Raw genomic sequence first — 17,925 nt, 5'->3', positions numbered from 1 at the left:
TTGTGGGCGTGTACATTACTGACGCCGGTGTATGCGAGATAACCGGTGCAGCCAGAAGCAAACGGGCAATGACAGCAACAGAAAAAGGCAAAATGCGGCCAGGAATGCATCCGTTGTAGTAAAATGCAGGACTGAAGCCGCCAGTCCCCCTGCGATTCCACTGAGCACTATCAGGCCAAAAAACACCCACCCGGTAGAGTACCAGAGAATATTGTTGATTAGTCTTCTTATCATCTGCTGAGTTCTGCGAATAATATTGGAATGAATAAGATATCGGTTTGAGAACGCCGGACATAATCCCTGCCGCCATATCAATGGGGCTGAAATCGCTGTATCCGAAACGACCCGTTCTTACCGGTATACATTGACGCTGAAACTGCCGGTATTATCAGAGTATCCAGCCTCTGTATCGGCAATATACAGATGTAGGGTACCGCTCTGGGGAGTCGCCCATTTGTATACTCCACCGCCTATATCATAACCTTTTCCAGAGGTATCAAATCTCGCCTTCAGCACCTTATCATTGCAGGTAATGAGTCCTTCTTTCACCCTGCCATCCGGCACCGCCAGCGCAAATTCTTCTTTACCGTATTTAATCCAGCCAGAGGCCATTATCGTTATCTCATCACCGGCATTCAGTTGCAGGCCTGTATTAATACCGGCAGGAATATTTGCAGGAACTTCTCCGGACCATTCTGGCTTAGCCGTCATGCTATTCTCCTTTATCAAACTTCATTAACATTACATTTGATGCGTGCTTTGCATCAATCAAAGACAAAACTCCCCTGCATGTGACAGACATCACATTTATTATTCATAACATTTCATCATGGATGCATATGAATATATTTATCTTTTCCAGAGTTATGTCGAAAGAATAATGCGATTTCTTTTTTTACGCCGCGATTTATATAAACACACCAACACAACCAACCACTAACACATTGATTTGTAGTTGATTTTAATGTTAACTATAGGAGTAATCGCACTTTTAATCATGACTGTAATTATACCTTTAGTAAATTAATTACCATGCCTGACTGGCGGTAATAATAGGTACGCGAAGCAGTGAAAGGGCGCCTTACAGCACAGCCTACTGCGATATCCGCCCAATAAAAAACCTCTACTTCTCCACTTAATTTCTCGCCTCCCCGACGGAAAAGGAATGGGTTAACAAATATCCACTTAGTTACCCTGTGTATTACTTTTTTGGTTTCAACATATACCTCTCACGCGGACGCATTACCGCTCTGGAGTAACAAAACACAGCATGAGATTAATCCTAATATTTAATTCGCAGAACTGCAGCAGACGGGAGACGAACGGAAATCATCAGCATCATTTCCAGAATATTATTTGCTGAGTGGCATATCTGTTTATATTCTGATTGTGAATGCCGTACCCCTTAGTAACAAAAAACATTATCTGTAGGCTATTTATTACCTCATACCACTGACAAGTTGGACGCTCTACGCTGTCACGATTACGGAGAATTATATGACTGTTTCACCTGCATGGTCGGGCAATATTGATGCAACTGCTGACACGGGCATTAATACCGGACTTAAAATAAAAGCCGGGCAAAAAATCAGTATTATTGCGGAAGGATGGATTAAATACGGTAAGGAAGACTACGCCCTGGCATCGCCATACGGCAGGCTAAAAGAGGGCTTTGTCTTACGGAACGATAAGGTGCTGAAAGCCCGATTCAGTGCATCCGGAAAAAGCTATGACGTTGGCAGTGGTGTTTACCAGTGGTCGGTACCGGAAGACGGTGAGCTGATTCTCGTGGTCAGTGACTCTTCACATCGCGACAACAGCGGCGCTTTCAGCGCGGTTGTGTATATCGCTGAAGACGAAAAGAAAGCGGCGGCTCAAAAGGCGGACTGGAAAGGTCATGTTCCCGCAACGCGCAGTGACTGGACCCACACCGGCGTATCCGTGAGCAAAGGGGACAAGGTGATGCTGATTGCTGCCGGTACTGCTCAGTACGACAGCCGCGGTCGCAGCTTTGGACCTGACGGCGACAGCCAGCATCCGTCAGCGCAAAAACCGGATCCCACTTTTGTCCTGCCAGAAGCACTGGCGGGGAAATTACTGATCAAAGCGGGTGAGCATATTTACGGTATCGGAAGCGGCGGTAGCGACTGGGAAGTCCCTGCTGATGGCGAAATTTCATTCATTTTTAACGATACAAATGTTGCGTCTGAATACGCCAATAATACGGGAGGCTATGACGTCAGGTTTGTTGTGCTCGGTTGAAATGCCCGCAGGGAGGCAACATGCCATCCACTGCCTTCCCTGCCGGTTCACTGGAAAACAAAAATGAACATTAATGGAGCCCCTGATATGAGCATTATGGACAATAAAAAAGTTGATTTGGTTTTCATCATCGACAGCAGTCTTTCAATGAAGGATGAAGCGGAAGCGCTCTGTGCAAAACTTGAGAGCGCCATTGAGGAGGCCAGAAAAGCCTGCCCTTCGGATTTACGAACTGATTTTCTGGGTATCGAAGGCGTTTTTGCCGGCACCAAATTTAATAAAACGGTCCGTCAGTTCCTGACGAGCGAGGCCGGAGCTAACCCGTCCGCCCTGAAAGGCAGAGAGTATGTCAAAGAGGGGAACCCCGCTCAGGAAGATGTGGCGCCTGCTGCGGAGGACGTTATCCGTCATTACAACTGGCGTGACGGCGCTGAAAAGAATGTTTTTGTGCTGGGAGACGAAAGTCTGAAAGGCGGGGAGATGACCCTGGATGCGGGCCGCATCAAAGCCTGCGATGATGCCATTGCCACCGCCCTGGAGTACGGCGTCAAAATCCACTCCTATCTGGGCACGCCTCATGTCTCATTACCTTATCCCACCCCGGATGATGAGAAAGCCATGGTTCGGGAATACAAGCGCCTGGCGCTTCGTACGGGTGGTGAGCATTATATCTACACCTCCGGCATTGCCGATTTTGCCTCGGTTTTAAAAAGCACCATTTGCGCCAGTAAGGCCACGCAACAGGACAGCGTGGCGAACAAAAAAGAAGAAGCAGATGCGCTGGAAGGTAAAACGCCAGCGAAGACGCCTGGTAATGGCAGCGATCTGTGCGCACAGGCCCCTGAAATTGTCCGGGCGGTGAATACGCTTGCTGATGTACTTAAGAACCTGATTGACGCTTGCGCCAGCGACTGTCGTTGCAAAGAGAAAACGCCCCCTTGCCCGTGTCAGGAACATCACAACAAACCGGTGCCCCCCTCCCCCCCCGCTGCGCCGGACACTTCCCCTGTCAGTCCCGAGCCGCCAGCAAAACCATTCCTGGATGAGAGTAAGTTTACGAATAATCATCTGAATCACTGGCAATTCGGACCGGCAACGCCTGAGCATGAGTTTTACTCAGAAGGTGGCGCGACCATGATTCGTTTTCCGACCACCAATGTTAAAGGCCGGACACACAATGGTGTGCTGCTTTATAAACATTATTCGGAACTCCAGCCGGGGAAACGCTATCGCTTCAGCCTTCAGGCTCGCAGGGACAATGACTATAAGGTGATACCCGAACTGTCACTGCGGGTGGCAGGCCAGGATATTACCTCGGTTACAGCACTTGCCGTGAAAGGCGAGTGGGTCACGCTGTCAGGTGAGTTTACGGCGGCACAGGGCGATAATGTGCTGGAAATTTTCAGCCATAAAGCCAGCGGCGATGGTAACGATTTCAGCATAACTGGAATCACAGTAAAATCAGACGATTGATTTTGTTACGCTGACTTCATTTCAGATATGAAGTGATGCCGGTTTGGCTACGCGTTGGTTAAACCAGGCATCACTGCTTAGCCAGTGTGCGTCACGCTTGAGATAACATTGGTCTGGCCCGGTAATACACGGTGGGCATGATTACCCTCGTCGACAGGTTTACCTGAGCAGTTAAACCCGCGTGTTACCAGGGAAGCGCAATTTTCTCATCATTCGCTTTCTCGCCGTAATACAGAGAAGGCAGGAAACGAGACAAGAACGTGAACTCTGTATAACAGTGTCGCATAAGCGCTAATCCAACGTCATCGGCAGGTTCAGCGTGGTCGTCATTACTCATACCCAGAATAAACCGGCTACGCAGCACACACCCAAAAGGCGTATCCCGGACAACATGTAGCATTTGTCCGTCCAGCGGGTCGCCCTGACTATCCAGTTCAGTTTTTTCACCGAAGCCTATCCTTGCGGCAATGATTGCCGAGACACTCCCATCCGCCATTGCCTTGTCGACAGCCATTTCGCCAAATACCGATGCAGGGTGATGGAATTTAAGGCGCGCGGGAATGGGAGGAATTTCAGCTAATGATTCAACGGCATGGATGCTTGCGCCGTAAAAACTTTCCCCACGCTTCCAGTTGGCGTCCCATCCACGATGTTCAACATGATCAACGGGATGCCACCATTTTATATGCTGCGTCGTTTCAAAGAAGGTAAACCACCAGTTAATCATACGTCCTTTGCAGCCATGTAAATCAGTGCGTACGGCGACCAGCAGACTCCCGTCATCCAGACGTTTAATACCTGTCTCCAGCGGCATGGGAGAAGGATCAAGCAATGCCGAATAATCCAGCCAGGGCCTGGCAATATCGTGTTGTCGCATTTTTTTCTCCATTAGGATCGGGAAGTTCGCACCATTTAAGAAACGAAGTGCGTTTCCTAAACATTACCGATAGAATGGTCATATGACAAGCGAAAAGGAATCTCAAGGATGACCTCACCAACTAAACCACGCGGACGTCCATCAGTCCCTGAAGAAGAGGTGAAGAAACAAATCATTGGTAGCGCGATGGCCTTGCTCTTTGATAAAGGCTATGACGCCACAACAATTGAGGCGGTTGCATCGCATGCAGGCGTTGCCAAAAAGACCGTCTATCGCTTTGCGAAAAACAGGGAGGAATTGCTTGGCCTTTCGGTTCGAAACTGGACGGATAACTACGCCCCACTCCTGCAGAGCGATCCGACAGATAAGAATGACGTTTTACCGGCGCTAAGAAAATTACTGGCTGCGATTTGTGGTCAGGCGCTATCAGTAACCGCCGTGAAAATGTTTCGTCTTCTCAATACTGAATTTCCTGGTAAAGATGATCTTCTCAAGAAATACAATGAAAATGGCATAGCGCGCGGCCAACAATTACTCACTGAGTGGATTACACGACAGCAAAAACAGGGCTGGTTGCCGATGTTACCTGCAGATACCAGTGCCAAAGTCATACTCGCCATGTGTGTCGCCGAACCTCTTCGGCAGGCGGCGATTGGTTTAACTCATCCCATTGAGAAAGCAGATATTGAGGCACATTTGGATTCTTGTATGCCTTTTATTTTACTTATATTCAGGCAAGGTGATGAATGACATAGTACCTGGCGATTCGATAATAGGAATGAATCACACCTAGCAAATCATTGATTTATAAATGAATTATATAATTCATACCTTGAGATACCCCCATAAGTACCCCCACCTACTTGTATCGATATACTTTCAATGAATTTGAACGCAAATGTTATTACCATTTCCTGGATTAATGAAATCAGTTGGAATCACAGAGGTATGAGTCCTTAAGGGTAATATTACGATACAGTTTAGCTTATAGTATAATACCAGATGAACGTTATTTAAGATAAACATAAGCTGATGAGAACCACTTCACTGGCTTCCCATCATATGTTTTATTGATAAGATTACCACTACTGTCCATTGCACTAGCTGTGAATGTAATGTAATACATACCAGGATAGTTTGTTTGCACAAGGTAATTAAATTTACGCTCTGCACCTATAGGAATTGTTATATTTGAAAGAGGGGCTTTACCGTCTTTAGTAATTGTTTGATAAAAAATTGGATTGAATGTTTCTAAGGGGATAGGTTGATCTCCCTTAGCAACCACTCTCGTTACAGATAATGAGTCTTGGTCAAGCTTAACATATATAGCGGTATTGCTATTATTTTTTACTGTCACAGTCGGTGTAATATAAAAAAAACCATCACCTTTTATAAACGGAGCTTCAACTTCAAATGAGGTTGATTCTGTATCTTTTATGCGGTTCTTTAAATCAATAAGCTCAGCTTTGGCCTTATCTCTTTGTTCTAATGCCCCGTAGGTGAACAAACCCCATGCAACAGTCGCAATAGCACCAAGCGCCACAGCTATCTTATTGAAATCATCAGCTGAAATTTTTCTAGCTGAATTTGAATTTACTGAATTTGAACACAATATTCCTATTATGAAAATAGCCCCTAGGGATAATATAATAAATGCAACAACCTCTATTATTGTCATAAACATTTTAATTACTCACTATAGGAGGATCGATATCCTTAGGAATATCTCCTTCATCATAATCATTGGGATTTGCCTCAACGAATTTGTTGTTCTGCTTTTTAGTTTCAAGCATTAACTGGGATTTCATTTTATCAATATTAATCCCTTTCATAATAACATCTGAATGTTTCGCGATTATAGCCTGTGCTACTGGAACCTCTGCTTTATAAGCTTCACTTGCGAATGCAACATTGTCTATTTCTCCAACAATCATTGCCATTAGCAACAAGAATATTACACCAGATCTTTTTGATTTTGTCTTTAATCCAAGCCAGAAATCCCCAGGAGACATCAACATTTGTTGAGCAGTAAGAGTTAGCTTACCTTCTTCATACATCTTTTCCATTTGCTCTTGCAGATACTCAAGAGAAATATCATCGTTCAATTCGCTATTTTCAGCTAATAATGATATTACTTGAATCCTATCAATTACTTCGGATAATGTTTTTAAAGCATGATGATTGATTGAATCTTTCTGCTCGATCCTCAAACTACTATAGTAACCATCTTCATTAATAAAGAATGAAGAAAGCCAGTGGAAAACCTCTGTTGAGTAATCACCTAATGAGAATACGGCCTGGTATGCAAGAAAACTTCTAGAAATTGTGAGAGGAACATCCTTTCTGTCTATTATAGAGCCCCACTCAACATCTCTTCTAATTGAAAATGTTTCGTCAGTGTTTTGTTGGAATCTAATAGTAGTAGGATCAAAATATGCTTCAGACTTAATAACACCAGGAATGATCTGATTGGATGTCATTGTGAAAATGACATCTCCAACGTTCATATCATCTATAAAATTAAGCACTTGCGACTTTACATTTCTTGTAAACCTAGGGGAGTTAATGACTTCATCAATTGTTTGAAGATCTTGAGCAGATGAAATTTCCCTTTTCTCTCCAAACAAATATCCATCTAAATGGCCTATTGCAACAAAACTTTCTGAAATAAACTCTTTAGCAAACTTATAACGCGTCCCCGGGCGCACAACCCAGCATTTAGCATTGAGGTTAACTGACTCAACTCTTATCTTCCGTTGCATTGTAGTTTCCAATAGTTTTTTTCTTTTTATAGTACATAAACTGCAAAAAAGAAAGAAATTAAAAACTACCTAAAATCATAGTATTAGTACATTACTATTATTAGCCATACAATATTTAATGTTATCAAAGCAATAACTGCGGTTAAAAAAAACTTTGTTATTTCCCACCCTATGCTTGAGAGCTAACTTGTAGAAGTTAGACATAACGCAAATCCTACGATTTAACTCCCTAGATCAACTGTAAATTAAAGCTTTAACAGCCAAAAACTCTCACTGACGGTGCCGGTTGGTGAAAAATTTTGACAACTCAATCTGAACGCCAGCTTCCGGGCAAACCAGAACAGCGATCTGAAAGAGGCTCGAGGATGGTTGCAAAGGGGGAGTGCTAAACACCTCCCCTCCTGTGTTCCCGCAGCTGAAGCTTTCTGAAGCAGTAGCAGTTGACACTTTCCCCTAGTAAGGCATAACAAACCATAACAGGCTGACACCTGCCCTGCTTCGCATCAGCCCTTTACGCGTTGGCTGCAGCTGTTGTGCGTGAGCGTTAGGATCCGTTAGGTTGGGTTGACACTTTTCCCTGTTTTTCACGAAAAAGTGTCAAGTTAGAGGAGCTAGGTTTGGCCGGGGGTTTACAGTTTTTCACCTGCCAGCAGACAGAGTGCCTTTAATCCTGTTTCGCTCCAGTCATCCTGGGTGTCGGGATGCATTGCGGCCACATAGGCCAGCTCGGAACGCAGGAAACGCAGACCACCAGCCATGTGATCTTTGCCATAGAAGCTGTGGGTTTCTTCATCCGGCCGGAAGAGAATCAGTAGTTGCTCTTCCGGCTCGTGCTAAACATCAAAACCCAGCTCAGCGGCAGCTGCCTCTATCCGCTGGCCAGCATCCATATCTGCCAGCAGCGCTTTCCCGCCGTCATGCTCCCATACCCATGCGGCGACCTGCGCCCACGTCATTTCAGTCAGGTCTTCGCCAGCACCGGCGGGATTTTGTTTAGTCTGCGATGCTTCGACATCCACTTTATCGCCTGAAATAACAATTTCACCGCGGGATATCCAGCTGTAAATCTTCTGCCGACTAACCCAGCTTCTCTATACTGGCTACATGATATTTTAAGCGCCAGTATTTGCCGCCATAAGGTTTGATCAGAAAATACCGACCATCACCATCGGACAACTTGTAGGCCTTCTCTTAGTGGCATTTAGTTTCACCTGGAGATACCTACTTAAGACCGAACTACAAGTACCCTTGTACCAACTGACCATTGATTATCAGGGGATTTTAGTAGACGTGGAGATACTAAAAGGGTTTCAAAGCGCAGGATATAAGGGATTTTGGTGAACTTTAGTAGACTTGGGGAGACGTTAGAATGGTGCCGATAATAGGAGTCGAACCTACGACCTTCGCATTACGAATGCGCTGCTCTACCAACTGAGCTATATCGGCCCTGAAAGGCCGGTTACGAGCGTAACCACGGGGCAAAAGGTTAGATCTAACCGGGTGATGCGTCAATGCCCTTTTGAATCAAACGGCTATTTTTGCATCACCCGTGATTATTTACGCACGAATCGTATCATCACCGAAGCCGATCCACTTGTAAGTGGTCAGTGCTTCCAGGCCCATCGGGCCTCTTGCATGCAGTTTTTGCGTGCTGACAGCAACTTCTGCGCCCAGGCCGAACTGGCCACCGTCGGTGAAGCGGGTTGAGGCATTCACGTACACGGCGGAGGAGTCCACCTCATTCACAAAGCGATCGGCATTGCGCAGGGTACGCGTCAGAATCGCATCCGAGTGCTGGGTACCATGTTCACGGATGTGAGCAATGGCATCGTCAAGACTCGCAACCACCTTCACGTTCAAATCCAGCGACAGAAACTCGTCGTCATACTGTTCTGCTTTCACCGGTACCACCGTCGCCGGGCCGTCTTTCAGCAATGCCAGCGCATTGGCATCCGCATGCAGCGTCACGCCGCTTTCGGCCATCTGTTTGCTCAGAGCAGGCAGGAAGGTATTGGCGATGCCCTGATGCACCAGCAGCGTTTCAACCGTATTACAGGTGCTTGGACGCTGGGTTTTGGCATTGACGATAATCTTCAGCGCCGGTTCAATCTCGGCACTGTCATCGACCACGATATGGCACACGCCGATACCGCCCGTGATCACAGGAATGGTCGACTGCTCACGGCACAGCTTGTGCAGGCCCGCGCCACCGCGTGGGATCAGCATGTCGATGTATTTATCCATACGCAGCATCTCGTTCACCAGCGCACGGTCCGGGCTCTCGATTGCCTGTACGGCACCTGCCGGCAGGCCGCACTCCTCCAGCGCCTGCTGGATAACGTTTACGGTCGCGGCGTTGGTACGCCAGGTCTCTTTCCCGCCACGCAGAATGGCGGCGTTGCCGGTCTTCAGGCACAGGGAAGCGACATCAACCGTAACGTTGGGACGGGCTTCATAGATCACGCCAATCACGCCCAGCGGCACGCGACGACGCTCAAGGCGCAGCCCGCTGTCGAGCAGCCCACCGTCAATGACCTGACCTACCGGATCGGCAAGATTGCAGACCTGGCGGACATCGTCAGAGATGCCTTTCAGACGTGCCGGGGTCAGCGCCAGGCGGTCAAGCATTGCTTCGCTCAGGCCATTGCGACGCGCTTCCAGCAGATCCTGCTCGTTGGCGAGCAGAATCTCCTGCGACTGCGATTCCAGATAATCAGCGATTTTTTCCAGCACGCGGTTTTTATCGCGGCTGGAAAGGAGCGCCAGTTTGTAAGAGGCGGCCTTCGCGGCTGCGCCCATTTGTTCCAGCATTTTCTGGCTCCTTAACGAATAATCATGTCATCACGATGCACGGCAACCGGGCCATATTCATAACCCAGAATGGCGTCGATCTGCTGCGAATGGTGACCCGCAATACGGCGCAGGGCATCGCTGTTGTAGCGGCTTACGCCGTGGGCGATGTCACGACCTTCGAGATTACGGATACGGATCACTTCACCACGTGAGAAGTTGCCTGTCACGCTTTTAATTCCTTTAGGAAGTAATGAGCTCCCTCTTTCCAGAATTGCGGCGGTCGCCCCTTCATCAACGGTGAGTTCGCCTGCCGGCGGTGCGCCAAAGATCCAGCGTTTGCGGTTCTCCAGCGGGGAGGCCTGCGCGTGGAAGCGGGTTCCCACGGAGATGCCTTCCATCACGTCGCCAATCACGCCAGGACGGCTGCCCGCGGCAATGATGGTGTCGATACCGGCACGGCATGCCACGTCTGCAGCCTGCAGTTTGGTCCCCATCCCGCCGGTCCCGAGGCCTGAAACGCTGTCACCTGCGATGGCGCGTAGCGCATCGTCGATACCGTGTACATCGGTAATCAGTTCAGCGTCCGGATTTGAACGCGGGTCGGCGGTGAAGAGCCCCTGCTGGTCGGTCAGGAGCAGTAATTTATCAGCGCCTGCCAGAATCGCGGCCAGCGCCGAGAGGTTATCGTTATCACCCACTTTGATTTCAGCGGTGGCAACGGCATCGTTTTCGTTAATGACGGGAACGATGTTGTTATCCAGCAGCGCGCGCAGCGTATCGCGCGCGTTCAGGAAACGCTCCCGGTCTTCCATATCCGCACGCGTCAGCAGCATCTGCCCGACGTGGATGCCATAGATAGAAAATAGCTGTTCCCAGAGTTGAATGAGTCGGCTTTGTCCCACGGCGGCCAGCAGCTGTTTCGAGGCGATCGTCGCGGGGAGTTCGGGGTAACCCAGGTGTTCACGCCCGGCGGCAATCGCCCCGGAGGTCACAATTACAATACGATGCCCTGCGGCATGCAACTGAGCGCACTGACGTACAAGCTCAACAATGTGGGCGCGATTAAGGCGGCGCGATCCGCCTGTTAAAACACTGGTACCGAGTTTTACCACCAGCGTCTGGCTGTCACTCATGATTCTCTGCCGTTCAACGATAAGGGAAAATGATGTCAAACGAACGTTTTAACAGGTGTCAGCCCCGTTGCCAACTGCCTTAGCACATCGCGAAACACTTTGTTGCGCGGGATCAGGAAGCGTAGCGGCAAAATTTGACAGTTTTATTACCGAAATAATAAATCACAGTTTTTTAAAATTATTCTTAATTTGTCATAAAAGTTTCATTGCGTAACGTTAAAACCCTTTCTGTTTTTTCACGGGACTTAAGCATGAGCTTATCGTCCAGCGAATTTTTTTAGCGCGTTTATAAGACAGGATCGAAAATGAAAAAGAGCACACTGGCATTAGTGGTAATGGGCGTTGTGGCTTCCGCATCTGTACACGCAGCCGAAGTTTATAATAAAAACGGTAATAAACTGGACGTATACGGCAAAGTTAAAGCAATGCACTACATCAGCGATGATGACACTAAAGATGGTGACCAGACTTACGTCCGTTTCGGTTTTAAAGGCGAAACACAGATTAACGATCAGCTGACGGGCTATGGCCGTTGGGAAGCTGAATTTGCCGGTAACAAAGCCGAAAGCGACTCTACACAGAAAACCCGTCTGGCGTTTGCTGGTCTGAAACTGAAAGACATTGGCTCTCTGGATTACGGTCGTAACCTGGGCGCACTGTACGACGTTGAAGCCTGGACCGATATGTTCCCTGAGTTCGGTGGTGACTCTTCAGCCCAGACTGATAACTTCATGACCAAACGTGCGAGCGGTCTTGCCACCTACCGTAACACCGACTTCTTCGGTGCGGTTGATGGCCTGGATATGACCCTGCAGTATCAGGGCAAAAACGAAAACCGCGATGTCAAAAAACAGAACGGTGACGGTTTCGGTACCTCTCTGACCTATGACTTCGGTGGCAGCGACTTCGCCGTCAGCGGTGCCTACACCAACTCTGACCGTACTAACGCACAAAACCTGCTGACGCGCGGTGAAGGTAAAAAAGCGGAAGCATGGGCAACCGGTCTGAAATATGACGCTAACGATATTTATCTGGCAGCGATGTACTCTGAAACCCGTAATATGACCCCAATTTCGGGTGGTTTTGCGAATAAGGCTCAGAACTTTGAAGTTGTTGCACAATACCAGTTCGATTTCGGTCTGCGTCCGTCCCTGGGTTATGTCCAGTCTAAAGGCAAGGATATCGAAGGTGTGGGTGACGAAGATCTGGTGAAATACATCGACGTGGGCGCGACCTATTATTTCAACAAGAATATGTCCGCGTTTGTTGATTATAAAATCAACCAGATTGATGACGACAATAAACTGGGCGTGAGCAGCGATGACATCGTTGCTCTGGGTATGACCTACCAGTTCTGATATTGTTGAAATAAAAAATCCCGGCGCAAATGCCGGGATTTTTTTTGCCTGGAGGGGGTCGGCTTTACTGCCCTCACCCCATCCCTCGCGAAGAGAGAGGGAGAAATATCGCGATTACGCCGTCAGCTTAACCGCTTCGCTGGAAAAGTTATCCGCGGGTTCAAGCTTCAGATCCAGGGTGGCCAGCAGTGCTCTTGCCTTTTCGAGGTACTCTTTCAAAGTATGCTCCAGGCGGTCGATCACTTCCTGGTCTTTGATGGGGGCTGTTTGCCAGTAGCCGTCTTTATTAAACAGGCCGAACTGGTAGCTATACGTAAAACGTTTTTCTTCCGCTTCCATTTCCATCCACCAGCCCCAGAATTCACGTTTTTCGGGTGCAGGCTTCACGTTGACGCATACAGCCAGGCAGTCGAAAAAAAAGCGATTTTCTTCACACTGCTCTTCTCGAATATACGGGCCGAGAGCCATAAACTTCTTGATCAGTCTACTTTTCGGGTGTCCACTCGGTAACGTCATTGCGATCTCCTTTTGTGAAGCCACTGTTTTACCAAACCAGCAAAATTTAGCAATCTATTAACACAATCTCTGCGCGATCCAGCGTGTGATCTCTCTCAATGCTTTGTCAAAATTCTGGTACACCGGGCTGAACGGTACCTCAAGCAATTTGCCATCCGCAGATGACGAAGTGATTAAGCGTGACTCCTCTTCGGGACTGAAGGGATCGTTTTTCCAGTACCCTGACATCATCGGCGTAGGGCAACGCCGTCCCAGCAACCCCTGCGTTTTTAGCGAGTAACGATTGAGTTCAACGCGCAGCGCTTCGTCTGATGCATCATGCATGCCAAGGCGACTGGCCAGCACATCAAGGTACATTTCCGGCACGCGGCCCTGCCGGGTCGGATCGCTGAGCAGAGCGTGCACCACCGGACCGAGACAGGCGACGGCCTTCAGGCGTGAAGCTTCAAGGTAAGCCAGACGCACGGCGACGTTGGCGCCAAAGCGGAAGCCAAATGCAGCAACACGCGTGTGGTCAACCCATGGAATGTTTTCCAGCGCTTTTAATGCATGCTGGTGCAGAAGACTCGAGTCCTGAGTCAGTTTCCATTTGGATGAAAAGCCAATTGAGGGCATATCCAGCGTCAGCATCGCGATCCCTTTTGGTGCGAAGTAACGCTCATACAGGCTGTAATAGTCGATTTGCAGTGAATCCAGCCCGCCGCACATCAGAACGGTCGGGAACGGGCCTTCGCCTTCTGGCATATGCAGGAACCCGGTGACGGGCGCGCCACCCGGGATGGTAAACTCCAGCTCGCGCATCCGGCCCGGCAAGCGTTGAGCGGCCTCTTCGTAGGCGCGATTCGCCAGCGCCTGAGCCTGCTCGGCCAGCTCATCACCTTTCAAATGCGGGTATGCGGCAATAGCATAGAGGTTGGCCGCATGCAGCCAGTGTTTGCCGCTGAGCGTGGCATCCTCTTCCTGGCTGGCTTTTTGCTGCCAGAGCATCGCCTGTTTAGACCATTCGTAGATCCAGTTTCCCCCGCGATAACCCACGACCGTATCGTAGAGTTCACTGTCGGTGCGCTCGGCTTCGCTCATCACGATACGCGCCTGCACATCAAGGATTTCACGGGGATCAATACCGCGCCAGATCCACATCAGACGGTTAATCATGCGGTACCAGTGGGGCACGTTTTTACCGTCTAATGCAGACTGGACGGCAGGCATGGTCCCCGGATTAAACCGGCGCACCAGCGTCGACGTTTCAGGATGTTTGAAACGGGGTTTGAAGAGAGTCTCGGTGAGATTCGCCTGCGTCATTACGTTGCCTCCATGAATACGTCATATAGAGACCATTGTAACGCGCGTCAGACTAAAAAAAACAACGCCCGGTATCACCGGGCGTTAAATAAGTGCGTAAGAGAATTAACGACCAGAGATTGGCGGTACGAATACCACGCCCATATCCCATGGCTGTTCAATCCAGGTATCCTGAGGGATATCAATCACGTAATCGTCAACCAGCGGACGGCCTGCTGGCTTCGCGAAGATGGTGACGAAGTGGGCTTTTGGATACATTTCGCGGATAGCCACCGCGGTACCGCCGGTATCAACCAGGTCGTCGATAACGATGAAGCCTTCACCGTCACCTTCCGCACGTTTCAGCACGGTCAGCTCACGCTGGTTGTCATGGTCATAGCTGGAGATGCATACGGTATCGACATGACGAATACCCAGCTCACGTGCCAGCAACGCCCCCGGTACCAGACCGCCACGGCTGACGGCAATAATGCCTTTCCACTGTTCTGAAGGCATCAGACGCGCAGCCAGTTTGCGTGCGTGAATCTGCAACATGTCCCAGGTGACGACGTATTTTTCGCTCATGTGAAGTGTCCCAGCCTGTTTGTATACGGCTTAAAAAGTGTTCGAGGGGGAAATAGGTTGCGCGAGATTATAGAGATCTGGCGCACTAAAAACCAGTGTTTAGCGCCCGGAGCCTGAGTTTTTACATGCTTTATGCTACCAGCCACCGGAGAAAGTGGTATTCTCAGTTGCATCTCGCAAGCCTGTCTTGTGGTAACTATTAACCTGCTAACCCTGTGACCTGCAACTCGCTTTGCAGGGCATCGACAAGGAGACTTATCGTGTCTGAACTGTCTCAATTATCTCCACAGCCACTGTGGGATATTTTTGCCAAAATCTGTTCCATTCCCCACCCTTCCTACCATGAAGAACAGCTTGCCGAACATATTATGGGCTGGGCGAAGGAAAAAGGTCTGCATGCTGAACGCGACCAGGTTGGCAACATTCTGATCCGCAAACCGGCGACCGCAGGCATGGAAAACCGTAAACCGGTTGTGCTGCAGGCGCACCTGGACATGGTTCCACAGAAAAACAACGACACCGTTCACGACTTCACCAAAGACCCTATCCAGCCTTACATCGATGGCGACTGGGTGAAAGCGCGCGGCACGACCCTTGGTGCAGATAACGGCATTGGCATGGCGTCTGCTCTGGCGGTCCTGGCGGACGACAGCGTTGAGCACGGTCCGCTGGAAGTGCTGCTGACCATGACGGAAGAAGCAGGCATGGACGGCGCGTTCGGTCTGCAGGCGAACTGGCTGCAGGCGGACATTCTGATCAACACCGACTCTGAAGAAGAGGGTGAGATCTACATGGGCTGCGCCGGCGGGATTGATTTCATCACGACCCTGCCACTGTCCCGCGAAGCGATCCCTGCTGGTTTCCAGACCTTCAAGCTGACGCTGAAAGGGCTGAAAGGCGGTCACTCCGGTGGTGATATTCACCTGGGTCTGGGCAACGCCAACAAACTGCTGGCACGCTTCCTGGCTGGCCACGCGGCTGAGCTGGATCTGCGTCTGGTGGATTTCAACGGCGGCACACTGCGCAATGCCATTCCGCGTGAAGCCTTCACGACCGTGGCAGTACCCGCTGCAAAAGCTGACGAGCTGAAAAAGCTTTCCAGCGTGTACCTGGATATCCTGAAAAACGAACTGTCAGCGAAAGAGAAGAACCTGACCGTGGTGCTCGAGTCCGTGACTACCGACAAAGCGGCGCTGACCTCCCCGTCTCGTGACGCCTTCGTTCAGCTGCTGAACGCGACGCCAAACGGCGTGATTCGTAACTCAGACGTCGCGAAAGGCGTGGTTGAAACCTCCCTGAACGTGGGCGTGGTCACCATGAGCGATGACAGCGCGGAGATCATCTGCCTGATCCGCTCGCTTATCGACAGCGGTAAAGAGTATGTGGTGAGCATGCTGGAGTCTCTGGGTAAACTGGCGGGTGCACGCACCTCCGCAAAAGGTAGCTACCCAGGCTGGCAGCCGGATGCCAGTTCGCCGGTGATGGCGCTGGTGCGTGAAACTTACCAACGTCTGTTCAACAGTACCCCGAACATTCAGGTGATCCACGCCGGTCTGGAGTGTGGTCTGTTCAAGAAACCGTATCCGAACATGGACATGGTGTCTATCGGGCCAACCATTACCGGTCCGCACTCGCCGGATGAGCAGGTTCATATTGAAAGCGTGGGTCATTACTGGACTCTGCTGACTGAACTGCTGAAAGCGATCCCTGCTAAGTAATTCGCCGTATGATGCCCGGTAGCACGTTGCCTGCCGGGCTGACAAATCCGCCTGCTATAACCCCAATACCAGCTGCCGCTCCAGTTGCGGGTCCAGCAGCGTCACGTGTAACCCCACCAGCCTCACTCCCCGCCCTGCCCGCCGCTCTTCCCAGGCTTTTCTCGCGGTGGCGATAAGATCGTCTTTATTCAGTCGCGGCCAGACATGCTCCTGCGTCGTCTGCTGGAAATCATTAAACTTCAGCTTAACGCCCTGACGGGCAATCAGCAGATCGGGTTTTACTTTCGCTAACCGCCGCTCCAGTTCGGGATAAAGTTGGTCAGTGATAATGACTTCACACTCGGACCAGTCATGGATATCTTCCATCAGCGTGCGTTCAACCCCGACCGATTTACGCAGCCGCTCACTGCTCACGCTGCGCTCATCAATTCCCTGACTGCGCTCCCACAGCACGCGACCAAACTTACCGAAACGCTTAAGCAGCATGGCCAGATCGCTTCGCTGTACATCTTCACAGGTCCGTAATCCCATACTTTCCAGCTTTGCAGCAGACACTTTCCCCACGCCGGGGATTTTGCCGAGCGGCAGCGTTTTTAAAAACGCCGGAACCTCTTCCGGAGTGATGACGTACTGACCATCGGGTTTATTCAAATCAGACGCTATTTTGGCGAGAAATTTCACCGGTGCGACGCCCGCGGAAGCGGTCAGATTGAGCTCGTTAAAGATAGTCCGGCGGATCTCCTGCGCCATTAACGTTGCGGAGCCGTGGCAGTGCAGGCTGTCAGTGACATCCAGGTAGGCTTCGTCCAGTGACAGAGGTTCAATCAGCGAGGTATAGCGAGAGAAGATCTCGCGGATATGCAGGGAGGCTTCTTTGTAGGCTTCAAATCGGCCGGGCAACAGCGTGAGATGAGGGCACAGCTTTAGCGCCATGGCAGTTGGCATAGCGCTGCGCACGCCAAATTTGCGCGCAGGGTAGTTGGCGGTGCTGATCACACCGCGCTGGACACGGCTACCGCCAATCGCAATAGGTATATCCCGCAGCGCCGGATTGTCACGCATTTCCACTGCGGCAAAAAAGCAGTCCATATCGACATGGATAATTTTGCGCATAGTAAGCCCTCACTCATCACTGGATAAGTATACAGTAAAGAAATGAGAGTTGAG

Annotated in this window: 17 protein-coding genes, 1 tRNA gene and 1 pseudogene; 5 read left to right on the top strand and 14 right to left on the bottom strand. The window is 49.8% G+C overall.

Going from position 1 to position 17,925, the window contains the following annotated elements; all coding sequences use genetic code 11:
- Nucleotides 1–351: 351 nt before the first annotated feature.
- Nucleotides 352–711 (bottom strand): LecA/PA-IL family lectin, encoded by a 360-nt coding sequence (locus tag AM379_RS12405; protein WP_032681601.1) that lies wholly within the window; start codon nucleotides 709–711, stop codon nucleotides 352–354.
- Nucleotides 712–1,497: 786 nt separating this feature from the next.
- Here AM379_RS12405 and AM379_RS12400 point away from each other — a divergent pair.
- On the top strand, nucleotides 1,498–2,262 hold the full coding sequence (locus AM379_RS12400; protein WP_106503749.1) for a LecA/PA-IL family lectin: 765 nt from the start codon (nucleotides 1,498–1,500) through the stop codon (nucleotides 2,260–2,262).
- Nucleotides 2,263–2,349: 87 nt separating this feature from the next.
- The gene (locus AM379_RS12395; RefSeq protein WP_236900297.1) at nucleotides 2,350–3,735 is read left to right on the top strand and encodes a carbohydrate binding domain-containing protein; all 1,386 of its coding nucleotides are present in this window, start codon (nucleotides 2,350–2,352) and stop codon (nucleotides 3,733–3,735) included.
- A 184-nt stretch (nucleotides 3,736–3,919) separates the two neighbouring features.
- Here the strand turns inward: AM379_RS12395 and AM379_RS12390 are convergent, their stop codons facing one another.
- Nucleotides 3,920–4,612, bottom strand: coding sequence for a DAPG hydrolase family protein (locus AM379_RS12390; protein WP_020885264.1), 693 nt, complete (start codon nucleotides 4,610–4,612; stop codon nucleotides 3,920–3,922).
- A 108-nt stretch (nucleotides 4,613–4,720) separates the two neighbouring features.
- Here AM379_RS12390 and AM379_RS12385 point away from each other — a divergent pair, with 108 nt between their 5' ends.
- On the top strand, nucleotides 4,721–5,362 hold the full coding sequence (locus AM379_RS12385) for a TetR/AcrR family transcriptional regulator (protein ID WP_106503747.1): 642 nt from the start codon (nucleotides 4,721–4,723) through the stop codon (nucleotides 5,360–5,362).
- Nucleotides 5,363–5,621: 259 nt separating this feature from the next.
- Here AM379_RS12385 and AM379_RS12380 read toward each other — a convergent pair whose 3' ends face one another.
- The 8 genes and pseudogenes from AM379_RS12380 to proB all read right to left on the bottom strand — a co-directional run bounded on the left by AM379_RS12380 (nucleotide 5,622) and on the right by proB (nucleotide 11,300).
- Nucleotides 5,622–6,296, bottom strand: coding sequence for a hypothetical protein (locus tag AM379_RS12380; RefSeq protein ID WP_032681606.1), 675 nt, complete (start codon nucleotides 6,294–6,296; stop codon nucleotides 5,622–5,624).
- Between the two features lies 1 nt (nucleotide 6,297).
- On the bottom strand, nucleotides 6,298–7,386 hold the full coding sequence (locus AM379_RS12375; protein ID WP_155962781.1) for a hypothetical protein: 1,089 nt from the start codon (nucleotides 7,384–7,386) through the stop codon (nucleotides 6,298–6,300).
- A 617-nt stretch (nucleotides 7,387–8,003) separates the two neighbouring features.
- The gene (locus AM379_RS24500) at nucleotides 8,004–8,132 is read right to left on the bottom strand and encodes a hypothetical protein (protein WP_255320672.1); all 129 of its coding nucleotides are present in this window, start codon (nucleotides 8,130–8,132) and stop codon (nucleotides 8,004–8,006) included.
- A 75-nt stretch (nucleotides 8,133–8,207) separates the two neighbouring features.
- Nucleotides 8,208–8,393 (bottom strand): hypothetical protein, encoded by a 186-nt coding sequence (locus tag AM379_RS24350; protein WP_236900296.1) that lies wholly within the window; start codon nucleotides 8,391–8,393, stop codon nucleotides 8,208–8,210.
- Nucleotides 8,394–8,457: 64 nt separating this feature from the next.
- Nucleotides 8,458–8,550: pseudogene (locus tag AM379_RS24345) on the bottom strand (Arm DNA-binding domain-containing protein); the annotation flags it as partial.
- A 194-nt stretch (nucleotides 8,551–8,744) separates the two neighbouring features.
- A tRNA-Thr gene (locus AM379_RS12365) sits at nucleotides 8,745–8,820 on the bottom strand.
- 111 nt (nucleotides 8,821–8,931) lie between these two features.
- A complete protein-coding gene (gene proA, locus AM379_RS12360; protein WP_106503746.1) occupies nucleotides 8,932–10,185 on the bottom strand; it encodes a glutamate-5-semialdehyde dehydrogenase in 1,254 nt (417 codons plus the stop codon).
- 11 nt (nucleotides 10,186–10,196) lie between these two features.
- Nucleotides 10,197–11,300 (bottom strand): glutamate 5-kinase, encoded by a 1,104-nt coding sequence (gene proB / locus AM379_RS12355; protein ID WP_020882782.1) that lies wholly within the window; start codon nucleotides 11,298–11,300, stop codon nucleotides 10,197–10,199.
- 305 nt (nucleotides 11,301–11,605) lie between these two features.
- On the opposite strand from proB, the gene phoE reads away from it, so the two are divergent.
- Nucleotides 11,606–12,658, top strand: coding sequence for a phosphoporin PhoE (phoE, locus tag AM379_RS12350; protein WP_014168769.1), 1,053 nt, complete (start codon nucleotides 11,606–11,608; stop codon nucleotides 12,656–12,658).
- A 114-nt stretch (nucleotides 12,659–12,772) separates the two neighbouring features.
- On the opposite strand, the gene crl is transcribed toward phoE, so the two are convergent.
- From crl to gpt, 3 genes are all read right to left on the bottom strand, one after another.
- A complete protein-coding gene (crl, locus tag AM379_RS12345; RefSeq protein WP_020882784.1) occupies nucleotides 12,773–13,174 on the bottom strand; it encodes a sigma factor-binding protein Crl in 402 nt (133 codons plus the stop codon).
- Between the two features lie 57 nt (nucleotides 13,175–13,231).
- Nucleotides 13,232–14,476, bottom strand: a complete 1,245-nt coding sequence (gene frsA, locus AM379_RS12340; RefSeq protein ID WP_014168767.1) for an esterase FrsA — start codon at nucleotides 14,474–14,476, stop codon at nucleotides 13,232–13,234.
- Nucleotides 14,477–14,581: 105 nt separating this feature from the next.
- Entirely contained in the window at nucleotides 14,582–15,040 is a 459-nt protein-coding gene (gpt, locus tag AM379_RS12335; protein ID WP_010427903.1) for a xanthine phosphoribosyltransferase, read from the bottom strand.
- Between the two features lie 260 nt (nucleotides 15,041–15,300).
- Here gpt and pepD point away from each other — a divergent pair, with 260 nt between their 5' ends.
- Nucleotides 15,301–16,758 (top strand): cytosol nonspecific dipeptidase, encoded by a 1,458-nt coding sequence (pepD, locus tag AM379_RS12330; protein WP_025205094.1) that lies wholly within the window; start codon nucleotides 15,301–15,303, stop codon nucleotides 16,756–16,758.
- A 54-nt stretch (nucleotides 16,759–16,812) separates the two neighbouring features.
- Here pepD and dinB read toward each other — a convergent pair whose 3' ends face one another.
- Nucleotides 16,813–17,871 carry a DNA polymerase IV gene (dinB, locus tag AM379_RS12325; protein WP_014168765.1) on the bottom strand — a complete coding sequence of 353 codons (1,059 nt, stop codon included), beginning with the start codon at nucleotides 17,869–17,871 and terminating at the stop codon, nucleotides 16,813–16,815.
- Nucleotides 17,872–17,925 lie beyond the last annotated feature (54 nt).

Origin of the sequence: Enterobacter cloacae complex sp. FDA-CDC-AR_0132, from assembly GCF_003010695.1 — a bacterium.
Lineage (GTDB): Bacteria > Pseudomonadota > Gammaproteobacteria > Enterobacterales > Enterobacteriaceae > Enterobacter > Enterobacter ludwigii.
The sequence above is the reverse complement of the archived record's forward strand: the minus strand, read 5'-3'. Positions and strand labels throughout refer to the sequence as shown.